Origin of the sequence: Vibrio sp. V42_P2S4T144 (assembly GCF_009904715.1) — a bacterium.
GTDB classification, from domain to species: Bacteria; Pseudomonadota; Gammaproteobacteria; order Enterobacterales; family Vibrionaceae; genus Vibrio; species Vibrio alginolyticus.
This window is the reverse complement of the sequence record NZ_WXWS01000219.1, coordinates 1-14,599: the sequence shown is the minus strand read 5'-3', so window position 1 is coordinate 14,599 and position 14,599 is coordinate 1. Positions and strand designations below refer to the sequence as shown.

General features: G+C 47.0%; 17 protein-coding genes. 7 read left to right on the top strand and 10 right to left on the bottom strand.

Going from position 1 to position 14,599, the window contains the following annotated elements; translation table 11 throughout:
* Positions 1-3 precede the first annotated feature (3 nt).
* From CAG68_RS07885 to CAG68_RS07875, 3 genes are all read right to left on the bottom strand, one after another.
* Positions 4-333, bottom strand: a complete 330-nt coding sequence (locus CAG68_RS07885) for a DUF4144 domain-containing protein (RefSeq protein WP_033907198.1) — start codon at positions 331-333, stop codon at positions 4-6.
* A 24-nt stretch (positions 334-357) separates the two neighbouring features.
* Positions 358-894 carry a DUF924 family protein gene (locus CAG68_RS07880; RefSeq protein ID WP_005383296.1) on the bottom strand — a complete coding sequence of 179 codons (537 nt, stop codon included), beginning with the start codon at positions 892-894 and terminating at the stop codon, positions 358-360.
* A gap of 69 nt (positions 895-963) precedes the next feature.
* Positions 964-2,811, bottom strand: a complete 1,848-nt coding sequence (locus CAG68_RS07875; protein WP_161440982.1) for a M3 family metallopeptidase — start codon at positions 2,809-2,811, stop codon at positions 964-966.
* A 276-nt stretch (positions 2,812-3,087) separates the two neighbouring features.
* On the opposite strand from CAG68_RS07875, the gene CAG68_RS07870 reads away from it, so the two are divergent.
* Positions 3,088-3,450 (top strand): hypothetical protein, encoded by a 363-nt coding sequence (locus tag CAG68_RS07870; protein WP_017634365.1) that lies wholly within the window; start codon positions 3,088-3,090, stop codon positions 3,448-3,450.
* Between the two features lie 69 nt (positions 3,451-3,519).
* Here CAG68_RS07870 and CAG68_RS22130 read toward each other — a convergent pair whose 3' ends face one another.
* Positions 3,520-3,693 (bottom strand): hypothetical protein, encoded by a 174-nt coding sequence (locus tag CAG68_RS22130; protein WP_086047580.1) that lies wholly within the window; start codon positions 3,691-3,693, stop codon positions 3,520-3,522.
* A 234-nt stretch (positions 3,694-3,927) separates the two neighbouring features.
* Here CAG68_RS22130 and CAG68_RS07865 point away from each other — a divergent pair, with 234 nt between their 5' ends.
* The 3 genes from CAG68_RS07865 (at position 3,928) to CAG68_RS07855 (ending at position 7,734) form a co-directional block, all read left to right on the top strand.
* The gene (locus CAG68_RS07865) at positions 3,928-5,070 is read left to right on the top strand and encodes a sugar diacid recognition domain-containing protein (RefSeq protein WP_005374330.1); all 1,143 of its coding nucleotides are present in this window, start codon (positions 3,928-3,930) and stop codon (positions 5,068-5,070) included.
* 158 nt (positions 5,071-5,228) lie between these two features.
* Positions 5,229-6,581 (top strand): GntP family permease, encoded by a 1,353-nt coding sequence (locus CAG68_RS07860; RefSeq protein ID WP_005482895.1) that lies wholly within the window; start codon positions 5,229-5,231, stop codon positions 6,579-6,581.
* Positions 6,582-6,597: 16 nt separating this feature from the next.
* Complete coding sequence (locus tag CAG68_RS07855; protein ID WP_086047579.1) at positions 6,598-7,734, top strand: glycerate kinase; 1,137 nt, start codon at positions 6,598-6,600, stop codon at positions 7,732-7,734.
* Positions 7,735-7,830: 96 nt separating this feature from the next.
* Here CAG68_RS07855 and CAG68_RS07850 read toward each other — a convergent pair whose 3' ends face one another.
* Positions 7,831-9,267, bottom strand: a complete 1,437-nt coding sequence (locus CAG68_RS07850) for an aminotransferase-like domain-containing protein (protein WP_161440981.1) — start codon at positions 9,265-9,267, stop codon at positions 7,831-7,833.
* A gap of 92 nt (positions 9,268-9,359) precedes the next feature.
* Here CAG68_RS07850 and CAG68_RS07845 point away from each other — a divergent pair, with 92 nt between their 5' ends.
* From CAG68_RS07845 to CAG68_RS07835, 3 genes are all read left to right on the top strand, one after another.
* Entirely contained in the window at positions 9,360-10,259 is a 900-nt protein-coding gene (locus CAG68_RS07845) for an EamA family transporter (protein WP_161440980.1), read from the top strand.
* 66 nt (positions 10,260-10,325) lie between these two features.
* On the top strand, positions 10,326-10,613 hold the full coding sequence (locus tag CAG68_RS07840) for a hypothetical protein (protein WP_005374318.1): 288 nt from the start codon (positions 10,326-10,328) through the stop codon (positions 10,611-10,613).
* A 153-nt stretch (positions 10,614-10,766) separates the two neighbouring features.
* Positions 10,767-11,357 (top strand): type II secretion system protein, encoded by a 591-nt coding sequence (locus tag CAG68_RS07835; RefSeq protein WP_225474250.1) that lies wholly within the window; start codon positions 10,767-10,769, stop codon positions 11,355-11,357.
* A gap of 37 nt (positions 11,358-11,394) precedes the next feature.
* Here the strand turns inward: CAG68_RS07835 and CAG68_RS07830 are convergent, their stop codons facing one another.
* The 5 genes from CAG68_RS07830 to CAG68_RS07810 all read right to left on the bottom strand — a co-directional run bounded on the left by CAG68_RS07830 (position 11,395) and on the right by CAG68_RS07810 (position 14,271).
* Entirely contained in the window at positions 11,395-11,922 is a 528-nt protein-coding gene (locus CAG68_RS07830; protein WP_005374314.1) for a GNAT family N-acetyltransferase, read from the bottom strand.
* A gap of 33 nt (positions 11,923-11,955) precedes the next feature.
* Entirely contained in the window at positions 11,956-12,423 is a 468-nt protein-coding gene (locus tag CAG68_RS07825; protein WP_017821009.1) for an HAD family hydrolase, read from the bottom strand.
* Between the two features lie 119 nt (positions 12,424-12,542).
* Positions 12,543-13,013 (bottom strand): GNAT family N-acetyltransferase, encoded by a 471-nt coding sequence (locus tag CAG68_RS07820; protein WP_017821008.1) that lies wholly within the window; start codon positions 13,011-13,013, stop codon positions 12,543-12,545.
* Between the two features lies 1 nt (position 13,014).
* Positions 13,015-13,746 carry a glucose 1-dehydrogenase gene (locus CAG68_RS07815; protein WP_017821007.1) on the bottom strand — a complete coding sequence of 244 codons (732 nt, stop codon included), beginning with the start codon at positions 13,744-13,746 and terminating at the stop codon, positions 13,015-13,017.
* A gap of 9 nt (positions 13,747-13,755) precedes the next feature.
* The gene (locus CAG68_RS07810; protein ID WP_005374306.1) at positions 13,756-14,271 is read right to left on the bottom strand and encodes a GNAT family N-acetyltransferase; all 516 of its coding nucleotides are present in this window, start codon (positions 14,269-14,271) and stop codon (positions 13,756-13,758) included.
* Positions 14,272-14,599 lie beyond the last annotated feature (328 nt).

Here is a 14,599-nt window from a genome sequence, read left to right as displayed (position 1 = left end):
GATTTAGTGAGCTAAGGCCTCAACAGCTTGCCTCACCGAGGTGAAATGAATCTTGATAATGCACCGTTGCGCGAGGCTGAATTCATGCGATTGGATTAATGACGTAACCTCTTCTACGGACAGCGTTCGTTCTTTTGGGTGTAAAAGAGTGGTGTTCGAACCATTGTTTTTCAATTCGAACGTGTTGCCATTTGAGTCAATAACGTAATCATCTTGCCCAAAAATGAGGGCTTCGCATTCAGAGTCTAAGTCGGACTGGGAATGCGTGTAGATCAGCTCATCGTCGCCGTCTAGTTTTAGCAAGCATGGCCAGCATACTGCGTGGTCTCTCATGGTTAACTCATTATTCATTGTTATTTAGAAACTTGACCCAGGTTGTTGCAAAAACGCTAACTCTTCGGGAGTGCTCTTTCTTCCCAGTATCGCATTGCGATGAGGATAGCGCCCAAACTGGTCGATGATGGCTTTGTGTTTTAGCTCAAAATCGTAGTTATTTTCAAGCCCTGATGCGCGAAACAATTTTTCAGCTTCGACATGAATGAGGCGAGATTCGCTATGCATAAATGGCATGTACAAAAAACTTAGCTGCTCAGGCGCTAATTCTTTGTCGTGACCTAACCGAATTGCCTCTTGAGCCAATGCTAATGCGAGTGGGTCTTGTGCAAACGCTTTTGGGGTGTTGCGATACACATTACGTGAAAACTGGTCGAGGACGATGATTTCGGCCAATCGTCCTTGTGCGCTGTCACGCCAATTAAACAGTTCACAACGAGCGGCTTGTTCTAATACCGAGGCAAATCGCGATGCAATGCGCTTGTCCAGTTCTGGGTTGTTTTCAAACCAATTTTGGGGCGATAGCTCCTCGAACCAAAATTTGATGACTTCTTGGTACATGGATCTTCCTTCCTATTGCATTAGCTAAAGAATAAAAAGCCAGAAGGCGAGCTCCTGGCTTTCTGTGTGTTATCGACCGTAAGTCTCTATGATGTAACGTTCAAAATCGTCACACATTTGTTCGTCAGAGATGGCGTTGCTTGCCAGCTCTTTACTGCCGTCGACGACTTTAATCGCGGCGTTCAGTAAAGCGACTGGTGCTCGCTCTCGCGTCGCAAGTGAGTCGATTTTCTTCTGCTGCACTTCCCATGCCTGTTCTGGTGACAGGTTACACACGTCTGCAAGGTATTTGGCATTGAAGCCTTCGCCAGTCAGGCTGACAATGGTTTCGTTGTGCGACAAGTGATTGCCTGCGTGCCAGTAGTGTTTTGCCAGCAGTGGGCCAATTTCTGGGTTATCCGTTAGGTAACCAAACTTCTCAAGGAAGTATGCACGGGTCTGGTACACCGCCATGTGCGCGAGTAGGTAACCTTGATACGCACACGCCGCTTCGTCGGATAGCAAATGTGGAATCGCCATCAGTGGGCGAGGGCTGCATTCCAAACCGAGGATCTGTTTTTCACAATCGCGAGCCAGCTTAGTGATGCGTTCTGGCGTTAACTCGTCATCGCTCAGTTGATATAACGCGCGTTCAAAGTACGGCACAACCAAGATGCTACGTTCTTCATAAGCTTTGAATGGCTGACGACTGTTGATCATCGCTTGAATAATCTCATCAGGAACCGGATTCCCTTCATCATCCAGTGCGTATTGTTTTAGCCAATCGGCATCGGTTAACAGGCTGTCACAGAACATCGACTGAGTTTCTGCATAAGCCATTGACGTCGGCGCAAACTCCTGCGAGAAACAAGGCGCGTTCATTTTTACGTTCGCAAAGTGTGCTGCGTGGCCACCTTCGTGGAACAGCGTGTTAATGCCATCGTAGCCGCTGCCCACTTGGTCTGGTTTGGCATTACTGGTGAAGTTCACCTGCGCTGCGACCCATTCGCCTTGATTATAGAAAGAAGGGATAGGGCCGTGGCAGAACCCATTCGGGTACTTACCTTTGCGATCTAGTAAATCCAGCGTTAGCGTCGCGCCAGAGTAATCAATATTTAGGCGACCAAACGATTCTACCCAGCGTCTCAGAGATTTTGAGAACGGCACGTATGGGTCAAGGTCACGCATAACGTTACCCGCGAATGAGTAAACAAAGTTGTAGCCTGCTAGTGCGCTTGCGCCTTTCTCTTTCGCCAAGTTTTCTAAGCTGTTTAGATGCGCATCTCGCGTGCGTTGTTCGAAATCTTCCAAAATTTCGAATAGCTGCTCGGAGCTCATCTTTTCCGTTTTTTGCACGGAGTAATCAAAGAAAGTCGCATAACCCAGTGAGCGAGCGAACTGGTTGCGCAGTTTGATCAGTTCTATAAAGCCGTTTTGCAGTAGCCATTGTTCAAGGTTCAGCAACGCTTGGTGAGCCGATTGGCGAACTTCTTCATGATTGCTAGTGCGAATTGTTGAGCTTAATACTGGAAGTGAACCTTCTACTTGCTCGCCGTTCTCATCGGTAAATGTTTGTACGTGGTTCTGTTTTTTCTCGAAGAGCTCAGCTTCAAAGGCAATGAGCTGATTTTTCAACGCTTGTGCTTTTTCGCCCTCGATAGCGTGAGATTCAAACATCGCCAGCCAACCAGATAGACCCGTAATGGTTTGTTGTTTCTCTTGTGGGTCGGTAATTGAGTCCGCGGCTTCAAGCTGTTGTTTGATGGCAGTAATTTGCTCGGCGTTGCTTAAAAAGCTTGTCCATGCCGTTTGTGCTTGCGTCGAGCCATCATGGTCATCGCTGATCCCCATGTAAGTTTCCCAAAAGAAATCTTCTTTGGTGCGGTGAATCGCAAGGTAACGTTGATTGAGGTCGTTGAGGTAATCCGTTGCGGTCATTTTGATCCTTCAAATGGTTTCGTTATGTAGACAGTTGATTATTGCACGCTTGGTCGCGAGAAAGGAACGCTAATCTCATTTGTCGATTTTGCATCGCGTAAAGGTGATTTTACTATTTGTTTACCTTTGGGCGAGTTAATAGGAGTTCTGAGCTTGCAGTATTAAGACTGGTATGGAGTTTACAGTTTATTAAGTAATTAATCTGCGGTGCGCTATCGATGATCCTTATCAGGTGTAATAAGATTTCCATATCGTGGCGATACAGTTGGAAACGATATGATAAATAAGACAAAAGTTACGTTATTGGCGGTAGGTACGATTTTAGTTGGATGTTCCACAGTCGCGCCACCAAGAAATGATGCGGTTGAAAGCATTCAACAAAAGTGTTCTGTGATTTTAAGCAATGATGTTGCGGGCGACCAGCGCTGGCAGACGTACAACGGCTTGCTTGTAGAATATGCCGTGCATGGCGTTAAGAGTCAGGCGCAACTGGAACGTTTTGAAGCGTTTGTGCAGAGAGTGCAAGATGATGAGTCTGGACAGTTAGTTACAGAGTTGATTGAGGTCACCGACTGGGGATGCTCAAACGGCAATTATCTTGAAGAGATGAGCTTGTTTATTCAAGAAGTTCAAAAGTAGAAAACCGAGCGTTAAGTCGCTCGGCTTTTCTGTTTGTGGAGCGCTTTGTGCGCTGGTTAGTCAGGACGTTTAATCCTCTGGATACTCGCCCATACCTTGCGTTTTACCTTCCGCTTTCCAATGCTCTCCAGGGGCAAATGCTTCATCGCATAAATCTACGGTGTAGCCCATTTCTGTGATTTCCTTCAAAGTGAGGTTATCAGCAATATTTGCAACTTCCCCCGATTTATTCCGTAACTCCATGTTGATCTCTCCTCTGTAGGTAGACGAGTGGCATCAATGCACAGTGAAGAATGCATTGGTAACCTTTGTTCTAAGTATATAACCCTCTGCTAAAAATGAAGGTTTAATCCGCTTTTTAAGTGTGGTTAATTGGATAATGCTTTGAGCTGCTTCCGTTATTTAGAACCGCAGCATCGCGATAGTTTGCCATTTGTGATTTATTGAGTGATTAAACGGTCAATTTGGAAACTCGAAATGGTGATTCTCGACCACGCTTTAGCACAACAAATTGTTGATCGAACCATGTCCATCATTGGTCACAATGTGAATGTGATGAACTCGGCAGGCATCATCATTGGCAGTGGCGACCCTAAACGTGTTGGGCAAGTGCATGATGGCGCGGTACTGGCGCTGAATCATGGCGATTCGCTAGAGCTTAATGAGCAGCAATGTTTGACGTTGCAGGGTGTCAAACCCGGTATCAATATGTTGTTGAAATTACATGGCGACGTGGTCGGTATTGTTGGCGTCACAGGCGAGCCGGAGAAAATCCGAGATTTTGCAAAACTGGTTAAAATGACCGCTGAACTAACAATCGAGCAAGCTGCGCTGGTGGAAAAATTTCAGTGGGACAGACGTCATCGTGAAGAGTTTATTCTGGCTTGGATCAATGGCAAATTGACCGATGAAGAGCTGAAAGATTGGGCGATGCGTCTTTCTATCGATGTTACTCAACCAAGGGTGGCAACGGTGATTGAAGTCTCGACGCCGTCCGCCTCGAAAAGCATGAAGAGTGTGCGCAATATTGTTGAGCTGCTTGAATACCCAGAGCGTAACAACCTGGTTGCGATTGTCTCGGTGAATGAAATTGTGGTGTTGAAACCGTGTCATTCCGCCAAGCAGTGGGATAGCCAAGTTGAAAGTGAGCGCATTGATAAGTTGATGTCGCGTTTAAGCGATCACGATTCGCATACGTTTCACATTGCGCTAGGGCAGCTGTTTAATGAGCCTAAAGATGTCGCGTTGTCATACCAAAGTGCGAAGCAGGTATTAGCTATTGGCAAGCAGTTCTACCCAGAGAAACGTAAGTACCTGTTCGATGAACTTCGTTTGCCTGTTTTGTTAGCGCCGTTGGCGGATATTTGGCAAGGTGAACAAATTATTGATGGTGTGAAACGGTTGAAAGAGAAAGACAAATCTGGGCAATTATTGAAAACCCTAGATGCACTGTTTGAATGCAATGGCAATGTAACAGAATGCTCTAAAATGCTGTTTATTCACCGGAACACTCTGCGCTATCGGTTAGAGAAAATCACCGAGATAACAGGGCTACCAACTACCAATTTTGTGGGGTTAGCGGAGCTTTATATTGCGACTCGGCTCTCAAAAATGTCGTGATATTGTGCATCTGCACAATACGCGTCATTTTTTGACCACATCATTTGTCACTCCGCCTAAAGGAATTCTAAAGCAAACGATTAATAATTCATGCGTCCCTACATGTTGAGTGAGCCAACACGGACTCGCTCAGCAAAATAAGAATAAATGGAGTTATCATGAACCTTATATTAATCCTGCTCGGGGTGATCGCATTTATTGTGCTCACGACCACCAAATTCAAATTACATCCCTTTTTAGCGCTGATCATCGCGGCGTTCCTTGCGGCATTTGCTTACGGCTTACCGGCAGATAGCATTGCCAAAACCATTGCTTCTGGCTTTGGCGGCATCCTTGGTTACATTGGTTTGGTTATCGTTTTAGGTACCATCATTGGTGTTATTTTGGAAAAAAGTGGTGCGGCGATCACCATGGCCGATACGGTCATCAAAGTGTTGGGTGAGCGTTTCCCTACATTGACCATGAGTATCATCGGTTACATCGTTTCTGTTCCAGTATTTTGTGATTCAGGCTTTGTCATTCTGAACTCGCTCAAAGAATCACTCGCGAAGCGTTTAAAAACCTCAAGCGTTGCGATGAGTGTGGCGTTGGCAACTGGCCTATACGCAACGCACACGTTTGTGCCGCCAACTCCTGGCCCGATTGCCGCTGCGGGTAACTTAGGCCTGGAATCTAACCTTGGTTTAGTGATTGGTGTGGGTGTGTTTGTTGCAGCGGTTGCGGCGCTAGCGGGTATGTTGTGGGCGAACCGATTCCAACATGTTGAACCAGATGGCATTGAAGCCGCAGATGAAATTCAGCATGACTGGCAAGCACTCAAAGCGTCTTACGGCAAATTGCCAACGGCGAGCCAAGCATTTGCTCCTATTTTTGTTCCAATCTTATTGATCTGTTTTGGCTCTATCGCGAAATTCCCAAGCCTACCGCTGGGCGAAGGTTTTGTGTTTGATGTTCTGACTTTCTTAGGACAGCCACTAACTGCATTGGTGATTGGCCTGTTCCTTTCTGTTCGCCTACTCAAGTCAGACAACAAGATTGAAGAATTTGGCGAGCGAATCAGCCAAGGTATTACGGCTGCTGCGCCTATTCTTTTGATTACCGGTGCGGGTGGTGCATTTGGCGCGGTATTAAAAGCAACGCCGCTAGGTGAATACTTGGGTACGACGTTATCGGCGCTGGGCGTGGGTATTTTCATGCCATTTATCGTTGCGGCTGCGCTAAAATCGGCGCAAGGTTCGTCAACGGTTGCGCTGGTGACCACATCAGCTTTGGTTGCGCCTATGCTTACGCAATTGGGGCTAGATTCAGAAATGGGCCGCGTATTAACGGTGATGGCGATCGGTGCAGGTGCGATGACGGTTTCTCATGCAAACGACAGCTTCTTCTGGGTAGTGTCGCAGTTTAGCCGCATGTCGGTGGGCTTAGCGTACCGCGCGCAAACCATGGCTACGCTCGTTCAAGGTGTCACGGCAATGGCATTGGTGTACATTTTGAGTCTCGTTCTCTTATAAGTCTCTGGAAATACGTATGAAAGTGGTAATTGCACCTGATTCATTTAAAGAAAGCTTAACCGCCAAACAAGTGAGCGAGGCGATCAAAACGGGTCTTGCTCGCGTATGGCATGATGCCGAGTTTGTTACGGTTCCGGTCGCAGACGGAGGCGAAGGCACGGTTCAATCTTTGATAGATGCAACTCAAGGCGAACAAGTCTTCACAACAGTGACCGCGCCATTAGGGAATGATGTTGAAGCGTTTTATGGCATCCTCGGCGACGGCGAAACCGCGGTTATTGAAATGGCGGAGGCCAGTGGGCTGCACCTTGTGCCGAGTGACGCTCGCGACCCAAAACTGACCAGTAGCATTGGTACCGGACAGCTGATCAAACACGCGCTAGACAGAGGTATTCAACGCTTAATCATTGGTTTGGGCGGCAGCGCTACCAATGATGGTGGCGTGGGTATGTTGACCGCGTTGGGGGCTACGTTTCTTGATGAATCTGGCCATGCAATTACCCCAAATGGAGGCGGGTTAGCGGCGCTTGCGTCCATCGATATTTCTGGTCTTGACCCGCGCTTAGCTGCTTGCGAAGTGTTGGTAGCGTGCGATGTTGATAACCCACTCTGTGGCGACAAAGGCGCGTCGGCTATCTTTGGCCCGCAAAAGGGAGCGACAGCGTCAGACGTCACTCTGCTCGATAACGCATTGCGCAAGTTTGGCGAGTTGACGGAACAAGCGACGGGTAAGCACGTACTGACTCGTGAAGGGGCGGGTGCTGCTGGTGGTATGGGCGCGGCCTTGCTCGGGTACACGCCAGCACGTTTGCAACCGGGAATTCAGATTGTGCTAGAAACGGTCAAGCTTGCTCAGCATGTTGCGGATGCGGATATCGTATTCACAGGCGAGGGTCGCATCGATCATCAAACCGCACATGGCAAAACCCCGATGGGCGTTGCTAAGGTGGCCAAACAGTTTAATTTACCAGTCATTGCATTAGCAGGCTGTGTGGGCGACAACTATCAGGCGGTTTATGAGTGCGGAATTGATGCGGTGTTTGCTTGTGTACCAAGGGCGATGAGCTTATCTGAGGCCATGAAAGAGGCCGACGTCAACGTTGCCAATTTAGCCGAAAACGTCGCGAGAATGTGGCAAATTAAGTCGCACTGAGGGCGATAACGATACGAGAAAACTCCACCTTTGCGTGGAGTTTTTTGTTGTTACCTGTTTGCGTGTGTGGGCATAAGTTCATTTAGCAAGAGCGAGTTAACAGGCATGCTTTGCTATCAACTTTGCCAGTGTTTGCATTGCATGACTCCAATCGGTTTCATGACCAAAGTTTGCCACGCTGAGGCGTACGCAATGTCGATATTGCTCTTGAGTGCCAAATACGGTGCCGGGAAGTAGGCTGATTCTGTGCTTATTGCACGCTTGATACAACGCATAACTATCCGTGTCTTCGGGCAGTCGCAACCAAAGCAAGAACGAGCCTTGCACGGCGTTGATCTGATATCGATTTTTTAGAGATTCGTATTCATCCAAGTATTGATGAAGCATCTGGATAAATCGACGCATGTTGTTTTGATAAACCCGACCCATTCGCGCAGTATGCGTTCGATACTTGCCTGACGTTAGAAACGTTGCCACGGCTGACTGCATTAGGTTCAAACTGCCCATGTTCTCACACAGTAGATATTGCTCAATTTGATCTCGATATCTCCCCGCCAGCATCCAACCAATTCTCAAACGCGAATCGAGTGTTTTGGATAACGAATTCACGTAAATCACGCGTTGCTTGTCATCGAGCAAGCTCAAGCTTGGCAACGGCTTATCATAACTTAACCCGCCAAACACATCGTCTTCGATAATAGGAACATTGCCGGACGCCAATAGCAATTGCTGGCGCTTTTCTAACGGCATCATGGCACCAGTAGGGTTGGTGAAGTTTGGTGTTACGATGATCGCTTTTATGTCCCATGTCGCCATTGCTTTTGCTAAGGCTTCGGGGCACATACCGTCTCGTGGGCAACTCGGGATTTCCACCACTTTGAGGCCGAGTGATTCGAGCATCAATAAGTTTCCAAAATAACAAGGAGACTCCACCGCGACGATATCGCCTTTTTGTGTCGTTGCGCGCAGCGCTAGGCTTATTGCTTGTTGCGCGCCGTGCGTCACCATGATTTCATCCAATTTGGCTGGTGTGCCCAAATCTTGCGTGATTTTCGCCAGTTGTTTAATTAAGAGGTGATCACCGGGTGGCAACTGGTAATGGCTCGGTACATGCGTTTGCTGGCGGCTGTGACGGCCGATCTCGGCGTACAAGCTTTTGATCGCGGGAGAGTCAATGTTTGGGTGGGCAGAACCGGTAGGCAAACGCTCTTGGTATTCAGGATAAGTAAGGATTTCTTTGCAGATCGAGAGCAAATCCACGCGAGTCGGATCCGGAATTGAGCGAGAGGTCGGCAAAGCGACTTTAACTCGATAACCCGATTTGGGAACCGAGTACACCAAGTTTTGTGCTTCCAGCTCTTGATACGCACGAATCACGGTATTTTTACTGACGTTTAATTCTTGGCTCAACGAGCGAATGGAGGGCAGTCGATCATCCGCCTGATAAACGCCACCACTGATGGCTTGTTTGAGGTGTTTTTCCACCACGAGGTACTTATTCCCTTCACCGCTTCCCAATAAATCTGTACCCATAAAAACACTTCCATCTGTCACTTTTTGAAAACACTGTACCTAATTACATTAGCAGTATCTCAAAACATAAAACAAGCGTGAGTGAGGCGATCATGTTAATCCGAGCCATCCCTTTTGTATTTGTCATCCTTTGGGCTTCTGGATTCGTTGGTGCGCGTTTTGGTTTGCAATATGCCGAGCCAACGACACTACTTTCTATCCGTATGGCATTCAATGTCTTATTGTTTCTGGTTCTTGTGGCGGTATTGCGTAGAAGGTTGCCGACAGGAAAAGATTTTTGGCACAGCTGTGTAGTTGGTGCGTTGATCCACGGTTTCTATCTGGGCGGTACTTATTTCGCTATCGCCTTGGGTATGCCTGCTGGGTTGAGTTCGTTGCTGGTGGGTATTCAACCGATTTTAACCGCGGCTTTACTGGTGGCGTTTGTTCGTGAGGAATTTAAACCCTCGCAATGGTTGGGTTTGGCTCTTGGTTTTGTCGGTATCGCTATGGTGTTGATGGGCAAAATGGAGTGGCAATCCGAGCAGCATAAAGTGTTGGCCATTGGTTTGTGTTTGTTGGCTTTGGTTGGTATCACGCTAGGGACGCTGTATCAGAAAAAACATTGCCAACAAGTGGATATGGTGGGTGGTGCGACGGTGCAATATTTGGCCGCGCTCGTCATGTTTCTGCCCGTTGCGATGCAGTTTGAAACCATGCAAGTGCAGTGGGAACTGGAGTTTATTTTGACTGTGTTGTGGTTGGTCGTCGTGCTCTCTTGTGTAGCTATTCTACTGCTGCTGTACATGGTTAAGAACGGTGCTGCATCGAGCGTAGCTTCTGTATTCTACCTAGTGCCGCCAACGACGGCGATTCAGGCTTGGCTCGCGTTTGGAGAGTCATTTGATTGGATGGGGATTTCTGGTTTCGTACTGGCAGCTACGGCGGTGTATTTGGTGGTTAAAAAGCCGGATCTGACGATAAAGAAATCGATTCAAACAGAATATACCTAAATTGGCTAGGGACATTTGCGTATCAGTGGGTACAATCTGCTTCATCTTAATCCGTGGAGCAGAATGATGAAGGTAAAGCCAGATCGAATGACCGCCATGCGTAGCATCATCGAGCAAGTAAAAGCGGAACTACCAATTTATGAACCAGAAACGTTTGTATGTGGACCAGAAGGGCAGTGCATTGGCTGTCCGAAGAAATTGTTGGAAATGGTCGATTCAGAAGTCACTTATTGGGAGTCAGCCATGGAGCGCGGCATTGTTCCGCAGTTCGATGAGATTCGTCGTTTTGGCAAAATGTGCACGAATGTTCGTCGTGGTCTGGTGCGAAATAATGTGCCTTTACTCAGTAACTAGAGAGTAAAAACCGTCTAATATCTGACACATAGCGTCGTTTTGTTACACTGCTCTTTGGCTGCTGTTCTCAAGTTTGCGTGGTGTTTGTCTCTTCTTACCCCTTAAGCCTTTAATCGTAAGAAATTGGCGATATATTGGCTCGGTCTCACATGGATGTGGGGCTATTGTCTTGGGCTAGTTGAGATAAGAAACGTGAAATCAAAGGGATTTACGCTGATGGAAATCACCATAGTGCTTACCACTTTGGCTTTCATCGCATTAGCTGCTTTACCAGTACTACTCGATATTCATCGCCAAGCATACGCTGCGATGCTGCACAGTTCTCAGTCTTCTTTGGGTACGGCTCTCAAGTTCTTCCATGCTCAATCAGTGATTGATAACGCTTACGGCCAAGAGCACGTTCACTACATTGACCGACATGTCAAAACACGCAAAGGCATGCCAGAAGCGAGTGCCGATAGTATTCGAGCTTTGTTAGAAATCGATCTACCAGCCAGAGGTTATTCGAAAATTGACGTGCCGTGCAAAGGCAGTGATTTTTGCATCATCGGTCAGCAGCACCCAAACAGTGCTCATTTTGTCGCGATTCCTGATTATCAGTTCTTAGATAAATCGGGAGTTGATCGCGTTGTGTACATTTGGCCGCAAGGTTACACACTGGCAGAAGAGGCATGCTATTTCTACTACGTGAATCAAGCCTCTAACGATTCAATTGTTCGAGGGTATGTGACGCAAGGGTGTTAATCCCGAATAAGTGTTGCGAACAACGGTTATCGTGACTCTACAAATCGGGGTTTTTCGAAGGGCTTTGCGCTTTATACAATACCATTTTTTGACTCATCAAGACTTTACCATTTGGCAAGGTCACTTCCCCAAGTTCCCCCTGATGTTCAAATCCAAACCGTTCATACAAAGCAATCGCTGGTGTGTTGGTTGTGTATACGTAGAGTGCGATTTGGTCGTAACCAAATTCCCAACCACGTGCGATCGCGACTGCCAATAGTTTCCGCCCCAATCCTTTGCCTCGGTAGTTTTTGTCGATGTGAATACCAAGAATACCGACGCGAAGGCGTTGCCCTCTTTCGTAACCGCACATCTCAGCTGGGTAGATTTCAACACTACCGATAAGTTTTTGGCGGTCAAACGCGACAAACTGAGGGATGGACTCGTTTTCCACACGTTGCAGGATTCTGCGAAGCGTTGCGTTATCGGGTGCAGGAGAAATCAAAAATTCCCCTTCGGAGTACACTCGATTCCACAGCGCGGTGAAGCGCGCGATATCGCTCACCTTGATGGATCTGATTTGCATTCATCTTCCTTGATTAGTGCAGGTTAGTAACGGTTAGGGGATAAGCTCAGATAAACAACGAATTTGGTTAGGAATGGCTTCGGCTGGTGCATCAGCGCCCGTTGGGTTAAACCAAATTGTGTTTACGCCCGCTTTCATCGCAGGGTAAATATCTTTGTGAGGTAAATCGCCAACCATGGTTATTCCACTCACGTTAACCCCTAACTGTTTTGCGATGGCGAGATAAAACTCAGGTAGGTTTTTAGCGATACCGAGGTTGGCAAAACAAAAATAGCCATTTAAGTATTGGTCTAAGTCGACGCGAACAAATGCACGCTGAACCTCTTCCATGTTGGAATCAGATGCACTGGTCGCAATGTAGATGGGATGATTTTGGGAAAGTATTGCCAGTGTTTCTCTGGCTTGAGGAACAGCTTCTACGTGTTCCCAATCGCACATTTTTCCTTGTGCGTGAGGGAAATCTACCATCAAGGTGTTCCCCCAATCGAAAAGATAAATCATGTTCGAATCTCCTTATCCGCACATCATATCGTCTTTTTCTAAAATCAGGGGGGTAAATTGCATCGATAAATGCGATTTAGGTGGGTTTAGTCGTGAAAAGCGCTTAATTGTCGTTATCGTTACAAATGTTTCAGCATAATGCGTGAGTTAGTTTTAAAACCTTGATTATCGTAAAAGCGCTGTGCTGGCTGATTGAATTCCATCACTTCCAATCGAACTTGTGTGGCATTGGCATCGCGCGCCCATTGCTCACAGGTTTGGAGCAGTTGGCGGCCGATTCCTTGCTGCTTTTGCGCTTCATCGACAACAATTGTTCCCACGCGACAAATTGGGTCTTTGATCAGAAAACTGACGGTGTCGTTTTGGGTGATCATCGCGGTTAAGAAGCCGAGAATTTGCTGTTCGCGTTCGGCAATCAAAAAGAGTCGCTCTTTGTTCTCTAGTGCTTGTGCAAGAAATTCGCGGTCAGCTTCTGAAGGCGCAACAAAGGCTTCTGGCGCATTTGCAAAATGCAGTGAATTAATTTGAAAATTAAGCTGAAAAATTTCGTCTAAATCATCGGGAGTTGCTTGTCGGATATGGACTTGCATTCTATCTGCCCCCTGCAATATCGATAAATGATCCCGTGACATAAGAGGCTTCGTCACTTAATAGCCAAGCGATCGCATTTGCCACTTCTTCTACCGTGCCACCGCGTTTAAGAGGAATTTGAGGGCTGAGTCTATCTACTCGGTTTGGTTCTCCGCCGTCGGCATGCATATCAGTGTAAATGAAACCAGGTCGAACGCCATTGACGCGAATATTGCGCTCTGCCAACTCTAGCGAGAGCCCTTTAGTTAAGGTATCCATCGCGCCTTTTGATGTGGCGTAATCGACATACTCAAATGGCGCGCCTGAGCGCGACGCTCCAGAGGAGACATTCACAATTGCACCGCCTGCACTGAATCGCCTCGCCGCTTCTCGACAGCAGAGGAAACAGCTATTCACATTGGTGTTCATTACTTTCTGAAAGCGTTCCAAGCTGATTTCAGACAAAGGCGATTGAGTAAATAGGATGCCAACGTTGTTGACCAAGTGCGTCACTGCACCAAATTCACGTTCTGTTTCATCAAACAAGGAGAGCACTTGCTTCTCATCGGCTACGTCTGCGGCGATGGCAATCGCTTTTCCACCGTTTGCTTGTATTTCTGCCACAACTTGGTCGGCGGCCTCTTGCTGAGTGCGGTAATTAACGCAAACGCGATAGCCTTGCTCGGCCAGCTTTTTTGCCGCTGCGGCTCCAATGCCTCGGCTTGCGCCGGTAATGATGACTACTTTATTCAAAATACGTCCTTATTTATGTAGTGAGTAGATTTTATCGGCGTAGGGTTTGCCACCAATTTGGTATGCGTCTGGAATGACCTCAATGAGTTCGAAACCACATTTTATCAGGACACGCTCTGATGCAATATTGCCTTCAGTGACCGTCGCGGAAAAGTGGTTGATGTTATGTGTCGAGGTTGCCCAGTATAGAAGCGCTTGAAGAGTTTCTGTTCCAAACTGTTGGCCATGAAATTCCGGCAAAAGTAAGTAACCTACCTCTGCCTTACCGTTTTCAATAGCAAAGCCAGTGATGCCGATGGGTTGTTCAGATTGCTTATCGAGTATTACAAGGCAAAGCCAATGCTGGCAATTTGGGGTCCATGGTAATAATCGCGAAGCAAATTTTTCTCTTATTTCTGTTTCGCTGGGACGATCGAAACAGAGCGCAATAACCTCTTGTTCGGAAAGTAATCGTTGAAAGAGTTCCCAGTCACTGGCTTTGATGGGTCTTAATTGGCTTCTGTGCGTCTCGATGTAAACTGACATGCGTGTCCTTACTGCATCAATGTGGAGATTCAGTCTCTCATCCTCTTATCTGTTTAATCAAATAGTTGCATTCATAAAAGTGATTTATGTGGTGAATAGTTGGCTGGGTAATGGATTATTGCCATATATTCATCTTTGAGATGCAAATAACAAAATTTCATACTTGAGGCATACAGAGCAACACGGAAATGATGTGGATCAAGAGAGGACTACCCATAAAGTAGTAATTTGCGACCTATAATTACATTTTATTTGGAAGTGTTGCTAATTATGTCAATAAAAAAACGATATGTTGCACTGCTGGTTGCTGCCGGCATTGGTGTGGGCT

Excerpts from the sequence above, each read along its gene's own strand:
- CAG68_RS07850 (WP_161440981.1), bottom strand. The coding sequence starts at position 9,267 with ATGGGTACAGATTTATTGGGAAGCGGTGAAGGGAATAAGTACCTCGTG.
- CAG68_RS07860 (WP_005482895.1), top strand. The coding sequence starts at position 5,229 with ATGAACCTTATATTAATCCTGCTCGGGGTGATCGCATTTATTGTGCTC.
- CAG68_RS07855 (WP_086047579.1), top strand. The coding sequence starts at position 6,598 with ATGAAAGTGGTAATTGCACCTGATTCATTTAAAGAAAGCTTAACCGCC.
- CAG68_RS07880 (WP_005383296.1), bottom strand. The coding sequence starts at position 894 with ATGTACCAAGAAGTCATCAAATTTTGGTTCGAGGAGCTATCGCCCCAA.
- CAG68_RS07830 (WP_005374314.1), bottom strand. The coding sequence starts at position 11,922 with ATGCAAATCAGATCCATCAAGGTGAGCGATATCGCGCGCTTCACCGCG.
- CAG68_RS22130 (WP_086047580.1), bottom strand. The coding sequence starts at position 3,693 with ATGGAGTTACGGAATAAATCGGGGGAAGTTGCAAATATTGCTGATAAC.
- CAG68_RS07845 (WP_161440980.1), top strand. The coding sequence starts at position 9,360 with ATGTTAATCCGAGCCATCCCTTTTGTATTTGTCATCCTTTGGGCTTCT.
- CAG68_RS07840 (WP_005374318.1), top strand. The coding sequence starts at position 10,326 with ATGAAGGTAAAGCCAGATCGAATGACCGCCATGCGTAGCATCATCGAG.
- CAG68_RS07885 (WP_033907198.1), bottom strand. The coding sequence starts at position 333 with ATGAGAGACCACGCAGTATGCTGGCCATGCTTGCTAAAACTAGACGGC.
- CAG68_RS07810 (WP_005374306.1), bottom strand. The coding sequence starts at position 14,271 with ATGTCAGTTTACATCGAGACGCACAGAAGCCAATTAAGACCCATCAAA.
- CAG68_RS07825 (WP_017821009.1), bottom strand. The coding sequence starts at position 12,423 with ATGATTTATCTTTTCGATTGGGGGAACACCTTGATGGTAGATTTCCCT.
- CAG68_RS07875 (WP_161440982.1), bottom strand. The coding sequence starts at position 2,811 with ATGACCGCAACGGATTACCTCAACGACCTCAATCAACGTTACCTTGCG.
- CAG68_RS07835 (WP_225474250.1), top strand. The coding sequence starts at position 10,767 with ATGTGGGGCTATTGTCTTGGGCTAGTTGAGATAAGAAACGTGAAATCA.
- CAG68_RS07870 (WP_017634365.1), top strand. The coding sequence starts at position 3,088 with ATGATAAATAAGACAAAAGTTACGTTATTGGCGGTAGGTACGATTTTA.
- CAG68_RS07820 (WP_017821008.1), bottom strand. The coding sequence starts at position 13,013 with ATGCAAGTCCATATCCGACAAGCAACTCCCGATGATTTAGACGAAATT.
- CAG68_RS07865 (WP_005374330.1), top strand. The coding sequence starts at position 3,928 with ATGGTGATTCTCGACCACGCTTTAGCACAACAAATTGTTGATCGAACC.